This is a genomic window from Sphingomonas sp. ABOLG, from assembly GCF_003950435.1.
Taxonomy (GTDB): Bacteria; Pseudomonadota; Alphaproteobacteria; order Sphingomonadales; family Sphingomonadaceae; genus Sphingomonas; species Sphingomonas panaciterrae.
The window spans coordinates 123,906-142,044 of sequence record NZ_QQWW01000009.1 but is presented as its reverse complement, the minus strand read 5'-3'; the positions used below and the strand labels follow the sequence as shown (position 1 = coordinate 142,044).

19 protein-coding genes are annotated in these 18,139 nt (G+C 67.0%); 9 read left to right on the top strand and 10 right to left on the bottom strand.

Features of this window, described 5'->3' with window-relative positions:
• Positions 1–6: 6 nt before the first annotated feature.
• Entirely contained in the window at positions 7–792 is a 786-nt protein-coding gene (locus tag CA236_RS12215) for an SDR family NAD(P)-dependent oxidoreductase (RefSeq protein ID WP_125945809.1), read from the top strand.
• A gap of 27 nt (positions 793–819) precedes the next feature.
• Here CA236_RS12215 and CA236_RS12210 read toward each other — a convergent pair whose 3' ends face one another.
• Complete coding sequence (locus CA236_RS12210; protein WP_206430560.1) at positions 820–1,488, bottom strand: CerR family C-terminal domain-containing protein; 669 nt, start codon at positions 1,486–1,488, stop codon at positions 820–822.
• An 81-nt stretch (positions 1,489–1,569) separates the two neighbouring features.
• Here CA236_RS12210 and CA236_RS12205 point away from each other — a divergent pair, with 81 nt between their 5' ends.
• From CA236_RS12205 to CA236_RS12190, 4 genes are all read left to right on the top strand, one after another.
• A complete protein-coding gene (locus CA236_RS12205; RefSeq protein WP_125945807.1) occupies positions 1,570–2,484 on the top strand; it encodes an oxygenase MpaB family protein in 915 nt (304 codons plus the stop codon).
• A 95-nt stretch (positions 2,485–2,579) separates the two neighbouring features.
• Positions 2,580–5,108: a TonB-dependent receptor gene (locus tag CA236_RS12200; RefSeq protein WP_241212633.1), complete on the top strand. Its 2,529-nt coding sequence runs from the start codon at positions 2,580–2,582 to the stop codon at positions 5,106–5,108.
• Between the two features lie 26 nt (positions 5,109–5,134).
• Positions 5,135–6,667: a fatty acid--CoA ligase gene (locus CA236_RS12195; RefSeq protein WP_125945805.1), complete on the top strand. Its 1,533-nt coding sequence runs from the start codon at positions 5,135–5,137 to the stop codon at positions 6,665–6,667.
• Positions 6,664–7,407 (top strand): acyl-CoA dehydrogenase family protein, encoded by a 744-nt coding sequence (locus tag CA236_RS12190; protein ID WP_164518930.1) that lies wholly within the window; start codon positions 6,664–6,666, stop codon positions 7,405–7,407. Before CA236_RS12195 ends, CA236_RS12190 begins: the two co-directional genes overlap by 4 nt.
• A 19-nt stretch (positions 7,408–7,426) precedes the next feature.
• On the opposite strand, the gene CA236_RS12185 is transcribed toward CA236_RS12190, so the two are convergent.
• A complete protein-coding gene (locus tag CA236_RS12185; RefSeq protein ID WP_046411033.1) occupies positions 7,427–7,840 on the bottom strand; it encodes a hypothetical protein in 414 nt (137 codons plus the stop codon).
• A gap of 106 nt (positions 7,841–7,946) precedes the next feature.
• On the opposite strand from CA236_RS12185, the gene CA236_RS12180 reads away from it, so the two are divergent.
• The gene (locus CA236_RS12180) at positions 7,947–8,354 is read left to right on the top strand and encodes a VOC family protein (protein ID WP_125945803.1); all 408 of its coding nucleotides are present in this window, start codon (positions 7,947–7,949) and stop codon (positions 8,352–8,354) included.
• On the top strand, positions 8,351–9,043 hold the full coding sequence (locus CA236_RS12175; RefSeq protein ID WP_125945802.1) for a class I SAM-dependent methyltransferase: 693 nt from the start codon (positions 8,351–8,353) through the stop codon (positions 9,041–9,043). Before CA236_RS12180 ends, CA236_RS12175 begins: the two co-directional genes overlap by 4 nt.
• A 59-nt stretch (positions 9,044–9,102) precedes the next feature.
• Here the strand turns inward: CA236_RS12175 and CA236_RS12170 are convergent, their stop codons facing one another.
• Both CA236_RS12170 and CA236_RS12165 read right to left on the bottom strand, forming a co-directional pair.
• Positions 9,103–10,251 carry an acyl-CoA dehydrogenase family protein gene (locus CA236_RS12170; RefSeq protein WP_125945801.1) on the bottom strand — a complete coding sequence of 383 codons (1,149 nt, stop codon included), beginning with the start codon at positions 10,249–10,251 and terminating at the stop codon, positions 9,103–9,105.
• 79 nt (positions 10,252–10,330) lie between these two features.
• Positions 10,331–11,077, bottom strand: a complete 747-nt coding sequence (locus tag CA236_RS12165) for a LuxR C-terminal-related transcriptional regulator (protein WP_046411027.1) — start codon at positions 11,075–11,077, stop codon at positions 10,331–10,333.
• Between the two features lie 127 nt (positions 11,078–11,204).
• Between CA236_RS12165 and CA236_RS12160 the strand changes: the two genes are divergently transcribed.
• Entirely contained in the window at positions 11,205–11,984 is a 780-nt protein-coding gene (locus tag CA236_RS12160) for an SDR family oxidoreductase (protein WP_125945800.1), read from the top strand.
• Positions 11,985–12,027: 43 nt separating this feature from the next.
• Here CA236_RS12160 and CA236_RS12155 read toward each other — a convergent pair whose 3' ends face one another.
• From CA236_RS12155 to CA236_RS12145, 3 genes are read right to left on the bottom strand one after another with little or no spacing between them, the layout of a single operon-like run.
• Complete coding sequence (locus CA236_RS12155; protein ID WP_125945799.1) at positions 12,028–12,486, bottom strand: cytidine deaminase; 459 nt, start codon at positions 12,484–12,486, stop codon at positions 12,028–12,030.
• The gene (locus tag CA236_RS12150) at positions 12,483–13,157 is read right to left on the bottom strand and encodes a GH25 family lysozyme (RefSeq protein WP_241212632.1); all 675 of its coding nucleotides are present in this window, start codon (positions 13,155–13,157) and stop codon (positions 12,483–12,485) included. The genes CA236_RS12155 and CA236_RS12150 overlap by 4 nt, the downstream gene beginning before the upstream one ends.
• 6 nt (positions 13,158–13,163) lie before the next feature.
• The gene (locus tag CA236_RS12145) at positions 13,164–13,646 is read right to left on the bottom strand and encodes a UPF0262 family protein (RefSeq protein WP_125945798.1); all 483 of its coding nucleotides are present in this window, start codon (positions 13,644–13,646) and stop codon (positions 13,164–13,166) included.
• A 119-nt stretch (positions 13,647–13,765) separates the two neighbouring features.
• On the opposite strand from CA236_RS12145, the gene CA236_RS12140 reads away from it, so the two are divergent.
• The gene (locus tag CA236_RS12140; RefSeq protein WP_046411019.1) at positions 13,766–15,256 is read left to right on the top strand and encodes a replicative DNA helicase; all 1,491 of its coding nucleotides are present in this window, start codon (positions 13,766–13,768) and stop codon (positions 15,254–15,256) included.
• A 51-nt stretch (positions 15,257–15,307) separates the two neighbouring features.
• Here CA236_RS12140 and CA236_RS12135 read toward each other — a convergent pair whose 3' ends face one another.
• Genes CA236_RS12135 through CA236_RS12125 form a run of 3 tightly spaced genes read right to left on the bottom strand, consistent with a single transcriptional unit; the run spans position 15,308 to position 18,111 of the window.
• Positions 15,308–16,066, bottom strand: coding sequence for a phosphoadenylyl-sulfate reductase (locus tag CA236_RS12135; protein ID WP_046411017.1), 759 nt, complete (start codon positions 16,064–16,066; stop codon positions 15,308–15,310).
• Positions 16,059–16,487 carry a DUF934 domain-containing protein gene (locus CA236_RS12130; protein WP_046411016.1) on the bottom strand — a complete coding sequence of 143 codons (429 nt, stop codon included), beginning with the start codon at positions 16,485–16,487 and terminating at the stop codon, positions 16,059–16,061. The genes CA236_RS12135 and CA236_RS12130 overlap by 8 nt, the downstream gene beginning before the upstream one ends.
• The gene (locus CA236_RS12125) at positions 16,480–18,111 is read right to left on the bottom strand and encodes a nitrite/sulfite reductase (protein WP_125945797.1); all 1,632 of its coding nucleotides are present in this window, start codon (positions 18,109–18,111) and stop codon (positions 16,480–16,482) included. Before CA236_RS12125 ends, CA236_RS12130 begins: the two co-directional genes overlap by 8 nt.
• Positions 18,112–18,139 lie beyond the last annotated feature (28 nt).

The window sequence follows — 18,139 nt, the reverse complement described above, 5'->3', positions numbered from 1 at the left end:
GGTGCCATGGCCAATAAGCTCGCCCTTGTTACCGGCGCCTCGACCGGCATCGGCTTCGAACTTGCCACCATCGCGGCCCGGGAAGGTCATGACCTGATCGTGGTCGCCGATGAGGAACTGATCCATGCCGCCGCGCGCGACTTCGAGCAGTTCGCCACCAATGTCGTGGCGGTAGAGGCGGACCTTTCCACGCTGGAAGGCGTGGACGCCGCGCTCGCCGCCGCGGCCGGGCGCCAGATCGACCTGGTCTGCGCCAACGCCGGGATCAGCAAGGGCGGGCCCTTCCTCGACGAAAGCATCGAGGATTGGCGCCATTCGATCGACACCAACGTCACCGGCACCGTCTATCTTCTACAGAAGAGCCTGCGCGACATGGTGGCGCGCGGATCGGGCAAGATCCTGGTGACGGGATCGATCGCCGGCTACATCCCCGGCAGCTTCAACGCGATCTACAATGCCACCAAGGCGTTCATCGACAATTTCACCGAGGCGCTACGCAACGAGATCAAGGATGTGGACGGCGTGACGCTCACCACGTTGATGCCCGGGCCGGTGGACACCGAATTCTTCGCCCGCGCCGACATGCTCGACACCTCCGTCGGGCAGAGCGAGAACAAGTCCGATCCTGCCGACGTGGCGAAGGACGGCTGGGACGCGTTGATGGCCGGCAAGGGGCACATCGTGTCGGGCCTGAAGAACAAGATCCAGGTGTTGGGCTCCGGTGTCGTGCCGCAGTCGGTGCTGGCCGAGCGGCATCGTGCGATGGCCGAGCCGGGATCGGGCAAGGAATGATCGCCGCGCGGTGATCCTCGCCGCTGGCTAAAGCGCCGCGATCCTGGCCTGGAGACGAGCCACGATCGCGGCCACCAGCGCAGGATCGACCGCCGCCCATCCGCCGAAATCCAGCGCGACCCGCCGCGCCGTGGTGAACGCGGAGAAGCTGGACAGCAGCAGCAATGCCTCAAGCCGGTCCTCCTGGGCTGGTTCCGCGCGGCCGCCGATCGCCGCCACCAGCCCCGCGACCAGCGTCAGCCCCGGCTCCCACAGGTCGCGGTATAATAGGTCATGCGCCAGCCCCTTGTGGTTCATCTCGCGCATCATGAACGTCGCCCAGCTGTCGTCCTCCGCGACGTCGAGCAGCATTCCTGCCAGCAGCGACACCACTTCCTGCAACGCCGCGCGCGCAACATCGGGCGGCATGGGCATCCCCGCCTGGATCGCCGACACACCGGTCAGCATGCGCGCGCGATAGCGCTCCACCACATGTTCGGCACAGGCGCGGTACAGGCCTTCCTTGCCCCCGAAATGATAGGTGATCGCCGGCAGCGCGACGCCAGTCCTCGCGGCGATCTCGCGCGTGCTCGTCCCTTCGAACCCGTGTTTGCTGAACAGCGCCAGCGCGGCGCCGATCAGGCGCTGCCGCGTCTCCGCGCTGCTGCGATACGGGCCGCGCGGCGGGCGCGGGTGAGGGGGCGAGGTGCTGGTCACGCCACCCTCCATACGGCCCACCGGGGTTGCGTGACAGCCCATTGCAGCATATCAAATCCTATCGAACGATCGGAATTGTATATGTCAGTCGGACATCAGGGCTATCAGGTGGATTATGCGAACCCGGTGGGGGAGGCGTCGCTCGTCCCGCCGACGTCGCCGCAATGGCGCGTGTTCAAGAACCCGGTGGCGATCGCGGTCGGCGGCGTGGCGGCGGTGCTGCTGGAGTTCGCCGACGCGCGGATACGCTCGGGCGTGTGGGACCATTCCACCTACAAGGTCGATCCGATCGGCCGGTCGAAGCGGACCGGTGTTGCCGCCATGGCGGGCGTATTCGGGCCGGCGAGCACGGCGCGGCGGATCATCGGCGGCGTCAATCGCATGCACCGCAAGGTGACCGGCGAGACGCCCGGCGGCGAAGCCTATCGCGCGCTTGATCCCGAGTTGCTCGATTGGGTCAGCGCGACGGCGGCCTATGGCTTCCTGGAGGCTTATCATCGCTTCGTCGCACCCCTCAGCGAGGCGGAGCGACGCGCTTATTACCGCGACGGCGAACCCGTGGTGCGCCTGTACGGCGTGGAGAACCCGCTCACCAGCGACGAGGATTTCTTCGCCATGCTGGATCGCTTGCTGCCCCGGTTCGAGGCGCACCCGATCAACATGGAATTCCTGGCGATCATCCAGTCGGGGAAGGCCGCGCCGGCCGTGCCGCGCTTCCTTCACCAGGCGCTCGCCCGTGCGGCGGTGTCGCTGCTGCCGACGGCGGTGCGCCAGCGACTGGAGCTTGGCGCCGACTATGATCTGCGGCGCAGCGACCGGTTGATGCTGCTCGCAGCCGGTACGCTCGCAGACCGGGTGCGCGACCCGCGTTCGCCCGCGTGGCAGGCGGCACGGCGGCTCGGCCTGCCGGGCGATTTCGCCTGGCGCTCGCCGCGCGCGCAGGCGCGGATGCTGGGCCACGCCGGGATCGGCACACAGGCCGCGCCCGCCACCTGACACAGGTGTCAGGCGCTGCGCCCGGCGGCGCTGCTAGTAGAACAGGATGAAGACGCCCGAAAAGGGCGCTTGAGCTTTGATCGGGGAGAGGATCGATGACCGCAATGGGCCGTACGCGCCGGGCGATGTATTTGGGCGCCAGCATCTTGGCGGTGATGGCAGGCGCCGCGCAGGCGCAGGACGCGGCGGCGGGCGCGCCCGATGCCACCGCGCCGGCGCAGGAGGAAGCGCCGGCAACGACCAGTCAGCAGACACGGCCAAGTGACGCCGCGCTCGGCGACATCGTCGTTACGGCGCAGCGGCGCGCGGAATCGATCAACCGGGTCGGCATTTCGGTGCAGGCGCTGGAGTCCGAGACGCTGCAGGAATTGCGCGTCCAGAACGTGCGTGACCTGACCGCGGTCGTCCCCAGCTTCACCGTCGCGCAAAGCTACCAGGGCGTGCCCACCTACACGCTGCGCGGCATCGGCTTCAATTCGATCAACCTGTCGGCCCAGTCGACCGTCGGCACCTATGTCGACGAGGTCGCCTATGCCTATCCGATCATGAACACCGGCCCGCTGATCGATATCGAGCGGGTCGAGGTGCTGAAGGGGCCGCAGGGTACGCTCTACGGCCGCAACACCACCGCCGGCCTCATCAACTTCGTCACCGGCAAGCCGAGCGAGGATGCGTCGGGTGCGATGTCGGTCGATGTCGGCAACTACCAGACCTTCAATGTCGGCGGCTATGTCACTGGCCCGATCGCCGAAGGTATCCAGGGCCGCATCGGCTATCGCGTCGATCTCAGCAACGAGGGCTGGCAGATCAGCAACAGCCGCCCCAACGAGCGGCTTGGCCGCGTGAAGCGGTACGGCGTGCGCGGCTCGCTGGCGGCGCAGCCGGGTCCGTTCGAAATCGACGTGTCGGCCACCTATTGGGTCAACAAGTCGGACACGGTGGCGGGCCAGGCGATCGGCTTCACCCCCGCCACGACGCCGGGCAGCGGCGGCGCGGCGAGCAACTTCAACGCGCCCGGCGCGGCGGCCTATATCGCAGCCAACCGCCCGACCAGCGGCAGCCAGGCAGACTGGGCGCCCTATGCCCGCCGCTCCGCCGATATCGGTCGCGGTGCTGGCCTGAAGGGGCCGCTGGCCGAGGACAATTACTTCATCGGGCTGAAGGCGCGCGTCCAGCTCGACATTTCGGACAATGTCCGCGCGGTGTCGCTGACCGGCTATAACGAGTTCGATCGCAAGGCGACGTTCGACTGGTCCGGCATTCCCAATGAGGTGCTGATCCAGCAGGCCGACGGCAACATCAAGAGCTTCGCGCAGGAGCTTCGCGTCGAGGGCGATGGCCCCGGCTTCAACTGGCTGGTCGGCGGCTATTACGCCAAGGACAAGATCCGCGACACGAACCGTACGCTCTTGGGCGAAAACGCCAATTCGGCGCTGCTCCGCTTCGCGACGTCGCAGCTGATCAACTCGCCGATCAACACCTTCGGCTATACGCTGGCCGATGCGGCGACGACGTTCCGCACCTACCGCGACGAAGGCGCGTTCGACACGACGACGTGGAGCATCTTCGCCAATGGCGACTATGCCTTCTCCGACCTCGTGAAGCTCACGCTGGGCGCGCGCTACACCCAGGATCTGCAGAAATTCACTGGCTGCTCGCGGGATTTCAACGGCAGCATGCAGACCAACATCAACCTGTTCAATCGCGGCCTCTATCAGCAGCTGTTCAACCCGACGCAGCCGCTCGCCGCGCCGATCGGCCGCAACGACTGCAACACCTTCAATCCGGCGACCAACAGCTTCGGCATCGTCAACTCGCGGCTGGACGAGGACAATTTCGCGTGGCGCGCAGCGCTCGACTTCACGCCCAACGCGACGACATTGTTCTACGCCTCGATCTCGCGCGGGTATAAATCGGGCACCTCGCCGATCAACGCGGCCAGCAACGCGGCGCAGAACCTGCCGGCCAAGCAGGAGCGGCTGACCGCCTACGAAATCGGTGCGAAGCTCGGCTTCCTCGATCGCCGCGTGCAGCTGAACGTCGCCGGCTTCTATTACGACTATAAGGACAAGCAGATCAGCGCCTATTTCGCTGATCCGATCTACACCGCGCTCGCTCGGCTGGATAACATTCCGAAGTCGGAGGCTTATGGCATCGAGGGCGAGCTGACGGTCCGCCCCGCCCGCCCGCTGACGCTGATGGCGAACGCCTTGTGGCTGAAGACGCGGATCAACGGCTATGTCGGCACCAACGCCGCCGGCCGCCCGCAGGATTTCGACGGTGCACGCTTCATCTACAGCCCGGAATGGACGCTGTCGGGCACCGCGCTGTTCGACCAGCCGGTCAATGACGATGTCAGCTTCACCGCCAATGCGAACGTACGCTGGCAGTCGCGCCAGACGACGATCTTCGAATTCAATCCGCTGTACGACATCAAGCCGTACGCGGTGGTCAACGCCGGCTTCGGCGTGAAGGCGGCGGACGAAAGCTGGGCGGTGAACGTCTGGGGTCGCAACCTCTTCGACGAATATTACTGGAACGCGGTCGCCAGCAACGCCAACATCGTCGTGCGCTTCCCCGGCCAGGTACGCACATACGGTGCCACCGCGACCTTCCGGTTCTGAGGCGTGGAGAGAGGAGCGGGAGAGGCATGACGAACTTGCCGCCGACATTCGGTGAGGCACTGGCGCGGCACGCGGCGGAACGGCCGCAACAGGTGGCGCTTCGGTTCGAGGACCGGGTGACCGATTATGCGACCTTCGATGCCCATGCGTCGCAGATCGCCAACGGTCTGCTGGCGATGGGGCTGAAGCACGGTGATCGCGTCGCCTATGTCGGCAAGAACAGCGACTGGGCGGTCGAACTGGCGCTCGGCACCGCGCGCGCTGGCATGGTGCTGGTGCCGATCATCTGGCGGCTCGCCCCCGCTGAAGTGGACGGGATCCTGGCCGATTCCGGTGCGCAGACGCTGTTCGTCGAGCCTGCCTTCGCCCGCGACTTTCCGGCCGCGCAGGTGGTGGTCATGGATGACGGCTTCGCCCGCTGGCGCGACGCGCAGAGCAGCACGCCCCCGCCGGTGACCGTCACCGAGAACGACGTGGTGCTCCAGCTTTACACCTCGGGCACCACCGGCGCGCCCAAGGGGGTGATGCTGAGCCACGCCAATGGCATTCAGCAGCGGCAGAAGCAGATCGACGCGCGGATCGACTGGCTGCTCGCTGATCCGGGTGACACCACGATCATCGCGATGCCCTACGGCCATATCGGCGGCGTCGGCGTCGCGCTCGGCGCCGTCAACAGCGGGCAGGAACTCATCATCCACGCCGAATATGACGCCGGCGCGGTGATGGACGCGATCGCCGAGCATGGCGTGCGACGGCTGTTCCTGGTTCCGGCCGCGATCGGCCTGATGCTGCAGCATCCCAAGGCCGCGACGGCCGATTTCTCCTCGATCGAGACGCTGTCCTACGGCGCCAGCCCGATTCCGCTGCCGCTGTTGCAGCAGGCGGTGGAGCGGATCGGGTGCGGCTTCGTCCAGGTCTATGGCATGACGGAGACGTGGGGTTCGATCGTCGCCCTCCCGCCGGAGGATCACCTGCCCGGGCGCGAGCACAAGATGACCGCCGCCGGAAAGGCGCTGCCTGGCGTTGAGCTGAAGATCATCGACGAGGATGGCAACACGCTGCCGCCCGGCGAGATCGGCGAGGTCGCGATCCGCAGCCCCAACAACACGCGCGGCTATTGGAACAAGCCGGAGGAAAGCGCGAAAGCGCTGATCGGCGATGGATGGCTGCGCACCGGCGACGCGGGGATCCTCGATGAGGAGGGCTATCTCTTCATCCAGGATCGCATCAAGGACATGATCATCACCGGCGCGGAGAACGTCTATCCCGCCGAGGTGGAAAGCGCGATCTACGGCCATCCTGCGGTGGCGGACGTCGCCGTGATCGGCGTTCCCGATCCCAAATGGGGTGAGGCGGTGAAGGCGATGGTGGTGCTGAAGCCCGGCGCCGAGTGTGACGGCGACGCGATCATCACCCATGCCCGCGAGCGGATCGCCGGTTTCAAATGCCCCAAGAGCGTCGAGTTCATCGAGGCGCTGCCGCGCAATCCGTCGGGCAAGATCCTGCGGCGCACACTGCGCGAGCCTTTCTGGGCCGGCCACGAACGGAGAGTGAATTGACGAGCTTCGCACGCACCGACGAACAGCGGATGCTGGCCGAGACGCTGGACGTTGCCCTTTCGAACGGGGCCGACTGGCAGGCGGCCGTGGTGGACACCGGGCTCGGCCAATTGGGCGTGTCGGCGGACGAGGAGGGGCTTGGCACCGACCTGCGCGATGCGGCGGTAGTTGCGGCTGCCTTCGGGCGTGCGAACGCTGCGTTGCCCTGGGCGGAACATTGGGTTGCGACCCGGTTGGGTGCGCGGGGGGAGAATGGCCCGCGTGCGGATGCCGACGTCGCGGCGCTCGCGCGTGCAAGGGAGCCGCGCGAGCGCCAATGGGCCGAGGATGCGCTGACGGTGCTGCATTGCGCGGAGATCGTCGGCCTGTGCCGGACGATGCTGCGCGACGCCGCGACCTTCTCCAAGGAGCGCCGCCAGTTCGGCGTCGCGATCGCCAGCTTCCAGGCGCTGCGCCATCGCATGGCGGACATGGCGATGATCCTTGAGCAGGCAGAGGCGATCACGGCTGCTGCGATCACCTCGTTCGACGGCGATGAGACCGGCCGTGCGCGGGCGGTGTCCGCCGCACGCGTGGTTTGCGACGACGCCGCGCGCCTGATCGGCGAGGGCGCGGTGCAGATCCACGGCGCGATGGGGCTGACCGCCGAGTTGCGGCTGGGCGGCTATTTCCGCCGCGCGCGCACGCTGGCGCAAGGCGACGGCACCGCCCGCCATCACCTGCGACGCTACGCCGCCTGACGAATCCCCTGATCCGGTCTTAACGGGCGTCCGGCCGTCGCGCGGACGCCCACCAGGTCCAGCCGGTTACGCCGCCGCTCGCCGCGCCGAGGCCAGCGAGCCAGTAACCATCGCGCACGTCGATCACGAAGACGAGCAGCGCGGCGAATGCTGCCCCGGCGACAAGGCCGCCCGCAATATAGGCCAGCGCGCTTTCGCGATCATGGCGGGTCAGCCACGCCGTGAACGGCAGACCGATCAGCAGCGCGCCGCCCGCCACGATCGGCGCTGCCACCAGAAGCGGCGCGATCGCCAGCAGCAGCGAGGCCGGAACGTCGGTGGCGCGCTCGACCCGGGTCAGGCCCAGCAGCGCGAAGAAGGTGGAAAAGAGCAGATAGGGCGCCGCCCCGACGAGCGCGCCGGCGAGTACCGATCTGGCAAAAGCCCGTATCATGCCCCATCACAACAGGTGCGCGGCCAAACGGCAACATGCCTCGGCGCCGGGGGCAATTCTTGTAGGATGCGCGCACCGGTCACCATGTGCGGGGGGGAGGGGTGAAATGCCAGTCGAGGCGCCAGACCATGTTCAACTTGCCATGCCGCCCGGCGGCGAAGATGCGGCACGCCGCTTCTACGCCGGTCTGCTGGGTATTCCCGAAGTTCCCAAGCCCGCCCATCTCGCCGAGCGCGGCGGCTGCTGGTTCGAACGCGGCGCGCTAAAGATTCATCTCGGCGCGGAGCAGGACTTTCGCCCAGTCCGAAAAGCGCATCCCGCCTTCTTGGTTACCGATCTCGACGCCCTGATCGCAAGCCTTGCCGATGCTGGCTTCACATCGATCGAGGACGAGCCGCTCGAGGGGTATGACCGACGCTACGTCACCGATCCGTTCGGCAATCGGATAGAGCTGATGCAGCCCTGCGGTGCCGCGATGATGATCGACGATAGTGCGTCAGGCAGCGCCGAATGAGCGCGCCTGCTGAACCCGGCGGCGCCTATGATCCGGCGACGCTGGCCTTCTATGACGCCGAGGCGCCCGAATATGTTGCGAGCGGCAAGGATGGTGTCAGCCGCTGGCTGCCGCAGTTCATCGACATGCTTCCCGTCGGCGCCCGCGTGCTTGAACTGGGCTGTGGTGGCGGCCGGGACGCGGAGGCGATGCTCCTCCGCGGCCTTGATGTTGAGCCGACGGATGGAAGCGCAGCGATCGCCGCAAAGGCGCAGCAGAGGCTAGGTCGCCCAGTCAGGGTGATGCGCTTCGACGAACTCTCCAGCGTCGAAGCCTATGACGCCGTATGGGCGAGCGCCAGCCTGCTGCATGTGCCTTTGGGGAAGTTGCCCGCTGTATTGGGCCGGGTGTTCCGATCGCTGAGGCCGGGCGGTCTGCACTTTGCGAGCTATAAAGCGGCCGGAACGCCGGGCCGCGACCATGCCGGCCGCTACTTCAATCACCCCGACGGCAACGCGCTGGTCGCGGCCTATCAGCGCAGCGCGAGTTGGGAACTGCTGTCTGTCGTCGAATATGTGGGCGGCGGCTATGAAAGCGGGCAGGGACCATGGATCGCGCTCACCGCCCGGCGGCCGGTCGGCCCGGAAGCGGCAGGCGAAGGGCTGGATCGTCCTCACCTCTTGAGCCTTCCGGCGCATGCGGATCGATGATCCAGTAACCGCCTCGCCGCCGCCCGCCCCGTGAACTGTCGGAGGCGACGGTTTCCCGATCAGGCCGCCTGATCCACCACCACGCGCGCGATCAGGTCACGCTGGATCTCGTTCGACCCGGCGTAGATGCTGGCCGCGCGATTGTTGAGATATTTGGGCATGGCGATCGCGATCGCGTCGGGCGCGTCCTCGAGGTCGCCCTCCCAGCGGGCGGCGATCTCCAGCGCCAGCAGGTCGATCCGCTGCGACGCCTCGGTGCCCAGCACCTTCAGCATCGACGGCCGCACCGCATCGGCAGGCCCGCCGCCTTCCAGCCCGGCCAGCTCGATCGCGCGCAGCGCGTCGACCGCGATCGCTTCGCGCGCCAGCCGCTCGCGATTGCCCTCATGGCTCAGCCAGCCGGTGGCCTCCGCCGCCTCGCGCACCATCTCGAGGAACGCGGCAAGCCCTGGGGCGTAGCGGCCCGACCGTTCGAAGGTCAGAAGGTGCTTCGCCACGGTCCAGCCGTCGTTCTCCTCGCCCAGCCGCCCGCTGACGGGGACGCGCACGTCGTCGAAGAACACCTGGTTAAACTCATGCTCGCCGGCCAGCGTGTGGATCGGCGACACGGTGATGCCCGGCGTCTTCATCTCCAGCAGCAGGAAGGTGATTCCGGTCTGCGGCCGCCCCTCGGTGCTGGTGCGCACCAGGCAGAACATGCGGTTGGCGAAATGCGCATGCGTGGTCCAGATCTTTGAGCCGTTCAGCACGTAATCGTCGCCGTCGCGCACGGCGCGCAGCTTCAGCGAGGCGAGGTCCGATCCGGAGCCAGGCTCCGAATAGCCCTGGCACCAGCGATCCTCGCCCGACAGGATGCGCGGCAGCAGCGTCGCCTTCTGTTCGGGCGACCCGTAGTGCATGATGACGGGCGCCACCATTTTCAGCCCCATCGGTGACAGGCCGGGCGCGTGCGCGCGGGCATATTCCTCCGCCCAGATATAGCGCTGAATCTCATTCCAGCCGGTGCCGCCATATTCGACCGGCCAGTCGGGCGCGGCCCAGCCCTGCGCGTGCAGGATGCGCTGCCACGCGTCGGCGACATCGGGGTGCAGGAATACGCTCGTCCCGCGCCGGGCGCCGCGGCGCAGCTCGGGCGTCAGCTTCTCGGACAGGAAGGTGCGCACCTCATCACGAAAGGCGCGCGCGTCTGCGCTGTTCAGGCTCTCCATGCCGCCACCGTGCGCGCCGCGCGCCGGCCATGCACCTGACGCTCTTGTCAGGGAGCAGGCTTGTCAGGGAGCAGGCTTGTCAGGCGTGCGGGCCGAGGAAGCCGTGACCAGTGGCGATCTGGATCATCCGCGCGCGCGTGGTCGCGCCCAGCTTCTCCGCCGCGTTGCGCAGGTGGAAGCGGACGGTGGAGACCGACAGCGACAGGATCGTGCCGATCTCGGCATTGGTCTTGCCCGCCGCGGCCCAGCGCACGCATTGCGCCTCGCGCGCGGACAATTGCCCCGGCGGCGTGCGCACGCGCCGCATCGTCAGCTCGGTATGCGCGGCGAGCAGGCGATAGGCGAGCGCGAACAGCGGCTCCGCCCATTCGGCAAAGATCGCCGGCATGTCGACCGGCTGGGTCGCGACCCACAGCACCGTGCCCACCTGTCCGCCCGCCAGATGCACCGGCGCGATCAGTGCGCCCGTAAAGCCGAATTCCTCCGTCACCCGCGAACAATCGATCGCCTCGAGCAACCCGGTCGCGCGCCACGATCCCAGCCGCCCGTCGGCATACCAGATCGGCTCGGCAAAGATCCGCGCGGCGTGAAGGAAGCTGGATCGCAGCGCCAGGCTGCGGTTGCGCCAATAGGTGTCGTTGGCGCACACCCACGGCATCCGCTCGGCATAGGCGCGGCCGTCGCGATCGGCCATCGGCACCGGATCGCCGAGGTCGCTCTGCGCCGCCACATAGGGGAGGCCGACGCGTGCGCCATAGGCGACTACCTCGGCCGCCAGTGCGTCCACATCCTCCCACGACAAGGCTGCCGATCGATCCGACTGCATCTGTGCTCCCGCTCCCTGCCGCTGCGCTAGCCGCCCGCAATGGTGGCGACAAGGGCAGGTCTTGCGCTCGTCCGCGGATCACGCGATGGAGGGGCGTAACTATAGTTATGGTACGGAGGGGAAAGCCATGAGCCAGGATTATTCCGGCAAGCACGTGTTCGTCGCGGGCGCATCGAGCGGCATCAATCTGGAGATCGCGCACAGCTTCGCGCGGGCCGGCGCAAAGGTGACGGTGCTGAGCCGCAGCGCCGACAAGATCGAGGCTGCCGCGCAGGGCATCCGCGATGCCGGTGGCGAGGCACTCGGCATCGCCTGCGACGTGCGCGACTATGACGGGCTGGAGGCCGCCTATGCGCAGGCGACGGCCAAGTTCGGTGCGATCGACGTGCTGATTTCGGGTGCGGCGGGCAATTTCCTTGCGCCTGCGGTGAAGCTGTCGGCCAATGCCTTCAAGACCGTGGTCGAAATCGACCTGCTTGGCACGTTCAACGTGTTCCGCGCCGGCTACGATCACCTGACCAAGCCGGGCGCATCACTGATCGCGATCACCGCGGGGCAGGCGGTGCATCCGTCCGCGTTCCAGATCCACGCCTGCGCCGCCAAGGCCGGCGTCAACATGGTCACCAAGTGCCTGGCGCTGGAATGGGGACCGGCCGGGATCCGCGTCAACGGCATCTCGCCCGGCCCGATCGGCGATACCGAGGGGATGAAGCGTCTTGGCGGTGATCCCGCGCGCGAGGCGCAGATCAAGGGCCGCCTCGCGCTGCGCGACTACGGCACCAAGTCGGACGTGGCGGAGGCGGCGCTGTGGCTGTCCAGCCCGGCGGCAAAATATGTCACCGGCGCGATCCTCAACGTCGACGGCGGCAGCGATCTGGGCGACGCCAGCGCCAACGCACTCGGCTGATCCACCAACGGCACGCCACCCTTGTCTGTGGGTGGCGTGTCGATCAGTCGCGGCGGGCGGAAATGCCCAGGTCCGCTGGGCCAAAGGCGTCGGGCAGCAACTCCGAAAGGCGATAGCTGGTCAGCGCGTCGCCCTCGGCGCCCGCGCAATGCACGCGGATGTCGCGCCCGCCGATCTGCGCCGCCTCGTTGATCACCTGTCGGCAGCGGCCGCACGGGCGCACCACGTCGGCGCCGACGATCGCGCCATCGCGGATCATGCCGCCCACGACGCCGATCGCCACCACATCGGCCAGCCGCCCCTGTGCGTTGACCGTGGCGATCGCCACCGTTTCCGCACAAAGCGACAGGCCGTAGCTGGCGTTCTCGAAATTCGCCCCGCTCACCACCTGGCCGTCGCTCAGCAGCACCGCCGCGCCGACGCCGAAGTTGGAATAGGGCGCATGGGCATTGCGCGCCGCGGCACGGGCTTGGTCGATCAGGGTAGTCGCTTCGTCGTTCATGATGCTGCCACGTTCCAGTTCACGGGACCGTCGATGCCGTCGATACGCCGTATGTCGCTCGCCCGCCACATGCGCCACGGCCGGGCGGCATAATCGGGCTTGAAGAAGAAACCGCTCGCCCACACCGGGCGGGGGAGGGCGCTCGCCAAGTCATAATCGCGCTCGAACGCGCGCGATACGCGCAGCAGCACGGGCTTGCCGGTATGCGCCTCGATCAGCGCCGCGGCGCTGCGCACATCCTCGATCAGCGTCGCGGCGTCGGGGCGGTTGGCGCAATCCTCGGCAAAGTCGAAATCGATCGCCGCGGGCAGCGCCTCCTCATCACGCGGGACCATGGTGTTGAAGGCATTTGCCTGGTCGATCGCCGGGTCGCACAAGGACCAGCGGTGCACCGCCCCTCGTCGCATCCCGGCGCCGGCGATTCCCTCCCAATTCTCCTCGAACCGCTGGTCGCGCCGCCGCGCCCCATGCGTCGCGGTGGCATAAGCGAAATCGGCTCCGCCCCCGGCGACCACCTTCCACTCCACTGCGCCATTGGCATCGCTCACGTCGACGCCCTGCACCGCATAGTCCGCCACCGCCGGATGCCATTGCACCGCCGCACGCCAGGCAAACAGCGCGCCAACGACAAGCACGCCGACGAGCAGCAGGAAACCCCTCAACCGAAACAAGACAAATCAACCCTTGATGTGAAGCACGCAGATCAGCGTGAACAGCCGGCGCGCGGTATCGAAATCGAGCTCTATCTTGCCCGCCAGTCGATCCTTCAGCAACTCCGCCGCTTCATTGTGAATCCCGCGACGGGCCATATCGATCGTCTCGATCTGCTGCGGCGTGGATTGCCGGATCGCCTGGTAATAGCTGTCGCAGATTGCGAAATAATCGCGGATCGGGCGGCGGAACCGCCCCATGCCCAGGATATGCGCCTCCAGCGGGCTGCCATCCTCGCGTTTGATCTGCAGGATCAGCCGTCCTTCCTCGACCGACAGTGCCAGTCGGTAGGGCCCGGCATAGCCATCGGGGTGCAGTTTCTGCGGGGCGAAGTAATTGCCCTCGATCAGGTCGAAGATCGCAATCCGCCGTTCCTGCTCGATATCGGCCGAACGCCACAGGATCGTGCGCTCGTCCAGTTCGATATCGATGATCCGGGGATCGGCCATCACGACCCGATACTGGCCAACGGCGGGCGCGGCAATGAGGGGTGGGGCAATCTCATCCACAGCTTTCAACGTCCTGCCGGTTCACGCAACGCGCGATCGGGGGTAGATGCGGTCGTCTGATGGCTACTCTGGCATTCCCCCAACCGGCTCCGGCCGAACCCGTTCAGCTGCCCCGCAACGTCGAGGCGGAGGCCGCGCTGCTCGGCGCGATGATGATCGACAATCGGCTGGCTGACGATATCGCCGACCGGCTCGACCCGGCGCATTTCTATGAGCCCGTCCACGGCCGCATCTTCGCCGCGATCAAGACGCTGCGCTCGAACGACATGTTGGCGACCCCGGTCACGCTACGCCCGATGTTCGAGGCGGACGAGGGGATGCGCGAACTTGGCGGCCCGGCCTATCTCGCACAGCTCACCGGCTCGGGCGCGGGCCTGATCGGCGCACGCCAGTTCGCGCAGCAGATCTACGACCTCGCCATGCTCCGCTCGCTGGTGACGGTCGGGCGCACGTTGGTCGAGCGCGCGATGGACACGTCGGAGGAGGTGAACCCGCGCGCCCAGATCGAACTCGCCGAGGAGGAACTGTTCAAGGTCGCCGCCGACGGCACGACCGAGAATGCGATCAAGAGCTTCGCGCAGGCGACCAAGGTCGCGCTGAAGATGGCGGAGACGGCGCTGAACTCCGGCGGCAAGGTCTCGGGTATCACTACCGGGTTCGACACCGTCAACGCCCGCATCGGCGGCATGCACCGGTCGGACTTGATGATCCTCGCCGGCCGTCCGGGCATGGGCAAGACCTCGCTCGCCACCAATATCGCGTTCAACGCCGCGCAGCGGTGGATGATGGACATGAAGGCCGGCATCGCGCCCAGCGAATCGATCGGTGCGAAGGTCGCCTTCTTCAGCCTCGAAATGTCCGCCGATCAGCTGGCGACGCGTATCCTGGCCGAACAATCGCGCATCACCTCGGAAAAGCTGCGCCGCGGTGACATCAGCCGCGCCGAGTTTCACCAGCTCGCTGCGGCGGCGGCGGATCTCGAAAGCCTGCCGCTGTTCATCGACGACACCGGCGGCCTCTCGATCAGCGCGCTACACACCCGCGTCCGCCGGCTCCAGCGCCGCCACAATAACGAGATTGGCCTCGTCATCGTCGACTATCTTCAGCTGCTGTCGGGCAGCGGCAAGGCGAGCGACGGCAACCGCGTGCAGGAAATCTCGGAAATCAGCCGTGGCCTGAAGACGCTGGCAAAGGATCTGCACGTCCCGGTGCTCGCGCTCTCACAGCTCAGCCGTGCGGTGGAGCAGCGCGAGGACAAGCGCCCGCAGCTGTCCGATCTTCGTGAATCCGGCTCGATCGAGCAGGATGCCGACATGGTCTGGTTCGTGTTCCGCGAGGATTATTACGTCGCGGCGAAGGAGCCCAAGCGCCCGACCGAGGGGGACGCGGCGAAGATCTTTGAGGATCACGCGCAATGGGCGAGCGACATGGAGCGCGTGTATGGCCTTGCCGAGCTGATCATCGCCAAGCAGCGTCACGGCGCGACCGGCAAGGTGACGATGAAGTTCGACCCGAGCGTGACGCGTTTCAGCGACTACGCCGGCTATTGATCGCGCGGCGGGGCCGGGCGGCGACGGTCGCCCGCCCCGCGACGCAAAGGGTCAGAAGGCGGGTTCTTCGCCCGGCTTCTCGGGCACGTGGATGCCGCATTCAACCTTGTCCCAGCCGCGCCAGCGGCCGGCGCGCGGATCCTCGCCCGGCTGCACCTTGGACGTGCACGGCTTGCATCCGATCGAAGGATAGCCGTTCGCCTCCAGCGGATGGCGCGGCAGCTCGTGCTCGTCGAAATAGGCCTCCAGCCGCGCGCGGTCCCAGTCGGCCAGCGGGTTCAGCTTCAACCGCCCGTCGTCCACCTCGAACCGCGGCAGCGCGGCGCGCGTCGCCGACTGGAAGCCCTTGCGACCCGAGATCCAGGCGTCGAACGGCAGCAGCGCCCGGCGCAGCGGCTCCACCTTGCGCAGGTCGCAGCAGCCGTCGGGATCGTAGGACCAGCGCAGCCCGTTTGCGTCCTTCGCCGCCAGCAGTCGCGGATCGGGACGAAAGACGCGCAGGTCGGTGAGGCCCAGCCGCTCCGACAGCTCGTCACGATATTCCAGCGTCTCGCCGAACATCTTCTGCGTGTTGGTGAAGATTACCGGCACGTCCTGGTCGACCTGCGCCACCATGTGCAGCAGCACGGCCGATTCCGTCCCGAACGACGAAACCGCCGCGATGCGGCCTTTCAGCTCGCCGCCGAGCAGATCGCGCAGCATGTCCTGCGTGGACACGCCGGCAAAGCGCGCCTCCATCGCCGCCGCGTCCTCGGCGGTGAAGGCGGGCGCGACATCGATCATGTCGAGGCAACGAGCAGCACTAGCCATGGCGTAGCTTCCAAACGGGCACCGCCGGATCGGCCGCGCGCTGATAGGGATGGTCGTAGCGGTTGAGGCTGCGCTTCAGCGTCTCGGCATCGACCGGCGCTTCGGGCGCGAAGCTGTCGAAGCCGCAGCGGCGCATATGCGGGATCTGGTCGACCAGCACGTCGCCCGCGGCGCGCAGCTCGCCGGTGTAACCCGCCTCGCGCAGGATCCGCGCCGCGGAATAGCCGCGCCCGTCGCGAAAGCTGGGAAAGCTCACCTCGACCAGCGCCAGCTGGCCAAGCAGCGGCAGCAGCGCGCGCGCATCGTCGCCCGCTTCCAGCCGCACCGCGCCGGCATTGGTCTGGCCGTCGAGGAAGGAATCCAGCGTGATCGCCGGCTCGTCATGCGCCTCATCGTCGCGGAAGCGGAGCAGATTATCCATAGATCGCCTCCTTGAACGTCTCGAAGCCAACGCGGCGATAGGTGTCGAGGAAGCGTTCGCCCGGCTCGCGCACCTGAACAAAACGGTCGGTCACGCGCTCGATCGCGTCGACCACGCCATCCTCGTCGAACCCGGGGCCGGTGATCTTGGCGAGGCTCACGTCCTCCGCCCCCGATCCGCCGAGCGAGAGCTGGTAGTTTTCCTTGGCCTTCTTATCGACGCCCAGGATGCCGATGTGCCCAGCATGGTGGTGGCCGCAGGCGTTGATGCAGCCCGAGATCTTGAGCTTGAGCTCGCCCAGATCGCGCTGGCGATCGAGATCGCTGAAGCGCTGCGCGATCTTCTGCGCCAGCGGGATCGACCGCGCATTGGCGAGGCTGCAATAATCAAGGCCGGGGCAGGCGATGATGTCGCTGATGAGGTCGAGGTTCGCCTCGGCCAGCCCCGCCTCGGTCAGCTTCTGCCACACCGCATACAGGTCCGCCTTGCGCACATGCGGCAGGACGATGTTCTGCGCATGGGTGACGCGCAGCTCGTCGAACGAGTAACGCTCGCCGAGGTCCGCCATCACGTCGATCTGGTCGGCGGAGGCGTCGCCGGGGATGCCGCCGACCGGCTTCAGTGAGACGTTCACGATCGCATAGCCCGGCTGCTTGTGCGGCTTCACATTCTGATCCAGCCAGACGGCGAAATCGGGATCGCTGCGATCCACCTCATCCGACAGGCCGCTTTCGAACGACGGCGGCGCAAAGAAGGCGCTGATCCGCTCCAGCTCCGCCACCGGAGGGTCGATGCCCAGCGTCTTCACATGGGCGAATTCCTCCTCGACCTGGCGGCGATATTCGTCCGGGCCCAGTTCGTGCAGCAGGATCTTGATCCGCGCCTTGTAGATATTGTCGCGCCGGCCGTAGCGATTGTACACGCGCAGGCACGCCTCGAGGTAGCTCAGCAGCTCGTCGGCGGTGACAAAATCGCGGATTTCGTGTGCGATCATCGGGGTGCGGCCCATGCCGCCGCCCACGAAGATCTTGGCGCCCAGCACGCCGTCCTTCTTCAGCAGCTCGATCCCGATATCGTGCAGCCGCATCGCCGCGCGATCCTCCGCCGCCGCGATCACCGCAATCTTGAACTTGCGCGGCAGGTAGGTGAACTCGGGGTGGAACGTCGACCATTGCCGCAGCAGCTCCGCCCAGGGGCGCGGGTCGGTCACTTCGTCGGCGGCCGCGCCGGCGAACTGGTCCGAACTGATGTTGCGGATGCAATTGCCGCTGGTCTGGATGGCGTGCATCTCCACCGTTGCCAGCTCGGCGAGGATATCGGGCGCATCCTCCAGCTTGATCCAGTTGAACTGAATGTTCTGGCGCGTCGTGAAATGGCCATAGCCGCGGTCATACTTGCGCGCGACATGCCCCAGCATCCGCATCTGCCGGCTGCTCAGCGTGCCATAGGGCACCGCCACGCGCAGCATATAGGCGTGCAACTGCAGGTACAGGCCGTTCATCAGCCGCAGCGGCTTGAACTGGTCCTCGGTCATCTGACCCGCGAGGCGCCGCTTCACCTGGTCGCGGAATTCCTCCACCCGGGCGTCGACGATCGACTGGTCATACTGGTCATACTGATACATCGTGTCTTCCTGGTCCCCGCCGCTCGCC

Bases quoted from the DNA above. Each gene is read 5' to 3' on its own strand.
- CA236_RS12215 (WP_125945809.1), top strand. From the start codon at position 7: ATGGCCAATAAGCTCGCCCTTGTTACCGGCGCCTCGACCGGCATCGGC.
- CA236_RS12205 (WP_125945807.1), top strand. From the start codon at position 1,570: ATGTCAGTCGGACATCAGGGCTATCAGGTGGATTATGCGAACCCGGTG.
- CA236_RS12200 (WP_241212633.1), top strand. From the start codon at position 2,580: ATGACCGCAATGGGCCGTACGCGCCGGGCGATGTATTTGGGCGCCAGC.
- CA236_RS12195 (WP_125945805.1), top strand. From the start codon at position 5,135: ATGACGAACTTGCCGCCGACATTCGGTGAGGCACTGGCGCGGCACGCG.
- CA236_RS12185 (WP_046411033.1), bottom strand. From the start codon at position 7,840: ATGATACGGGCTTTTGCCAGATCGGTACTCGCCGGCGCGCTCGTCGGG.
- CA236_RS12180 (WP_125945803.1), top strand. From the start codon at position 7,947: ATGCCAGTCGAGGCGCCAGACCATGTTCAACTTGCCATGCCGCCCGGC.
- CA236_RS12175 (WP_125945802.1), top strand. From the start codon at position 8,351: ATGAGCGCGCCTGCTGAACCCGGCGGCGCCTATGATCCGGCGACGCTG.
- CA236_RS12170 (WP_125945801.1), bottom strand. From the start codon at position 10,251: ATGGAGAGCCTGAACAGCGCAGACGCGCGCGCCTTTCGTGATGAGGTG.
- CA236_RS12165 (WP_046411027.1), bottom strand. From the start codon at position 11,077: ATGCAGTCGGATCGATCGGCAGCCTTGTCGTGGGAGGATGTGGACGCA.
- CA236_RS12160 (WP_125945800.1), top strand. From the start codon at position 11,205: ATGAGCCAGGATTATTCCGGCAAGCACGTGTTCGTCGCGGGCGCATCG.
- CA236_RS12155 (WP_125945799.1), bottom strand. From the start codon at position 12,486: ATGAACGACGAAGCGACTACCCTGATCGACCAAGCCCGTGCCGCGGCG.
- CA236_RS12145 (WP_125945798.1), bottom strand. From the start codon at position 13,646: ATGGCCGATCCCCGGATCATCGATATCGAACTGGACGAGCGCACGATC.
- CA236_RS12140 (WP_046411019.1), top strand. From the start codon at position 13,766: ATGGCTACTCTGGCATTCCCCCAACCGGCTCCGGCCGAACCCGTTCAG.
- CA236_RS12135 (WP_046411017.1), bottom strand. From the start codon at position 16,066: ATGGCTAGTGCTGCTCGTTGCCTCGACATGATCGATGTCGCGCCCGCC.
- CA236_RS12130 (WP_046411016.1), bottom strand. From the start codon at position 16,487: ATGGATAATCTGCTCCGCTTCCGCGACGATGAGGCGCATGACGAGCCG.
- CA236_RS12125 (WP_125945797.1), bottom strand. From the start codon at position 18,111: ATGTATCAGTATGACCAGTATGACCAGTCGATCGTCGACGCCCGGGTG.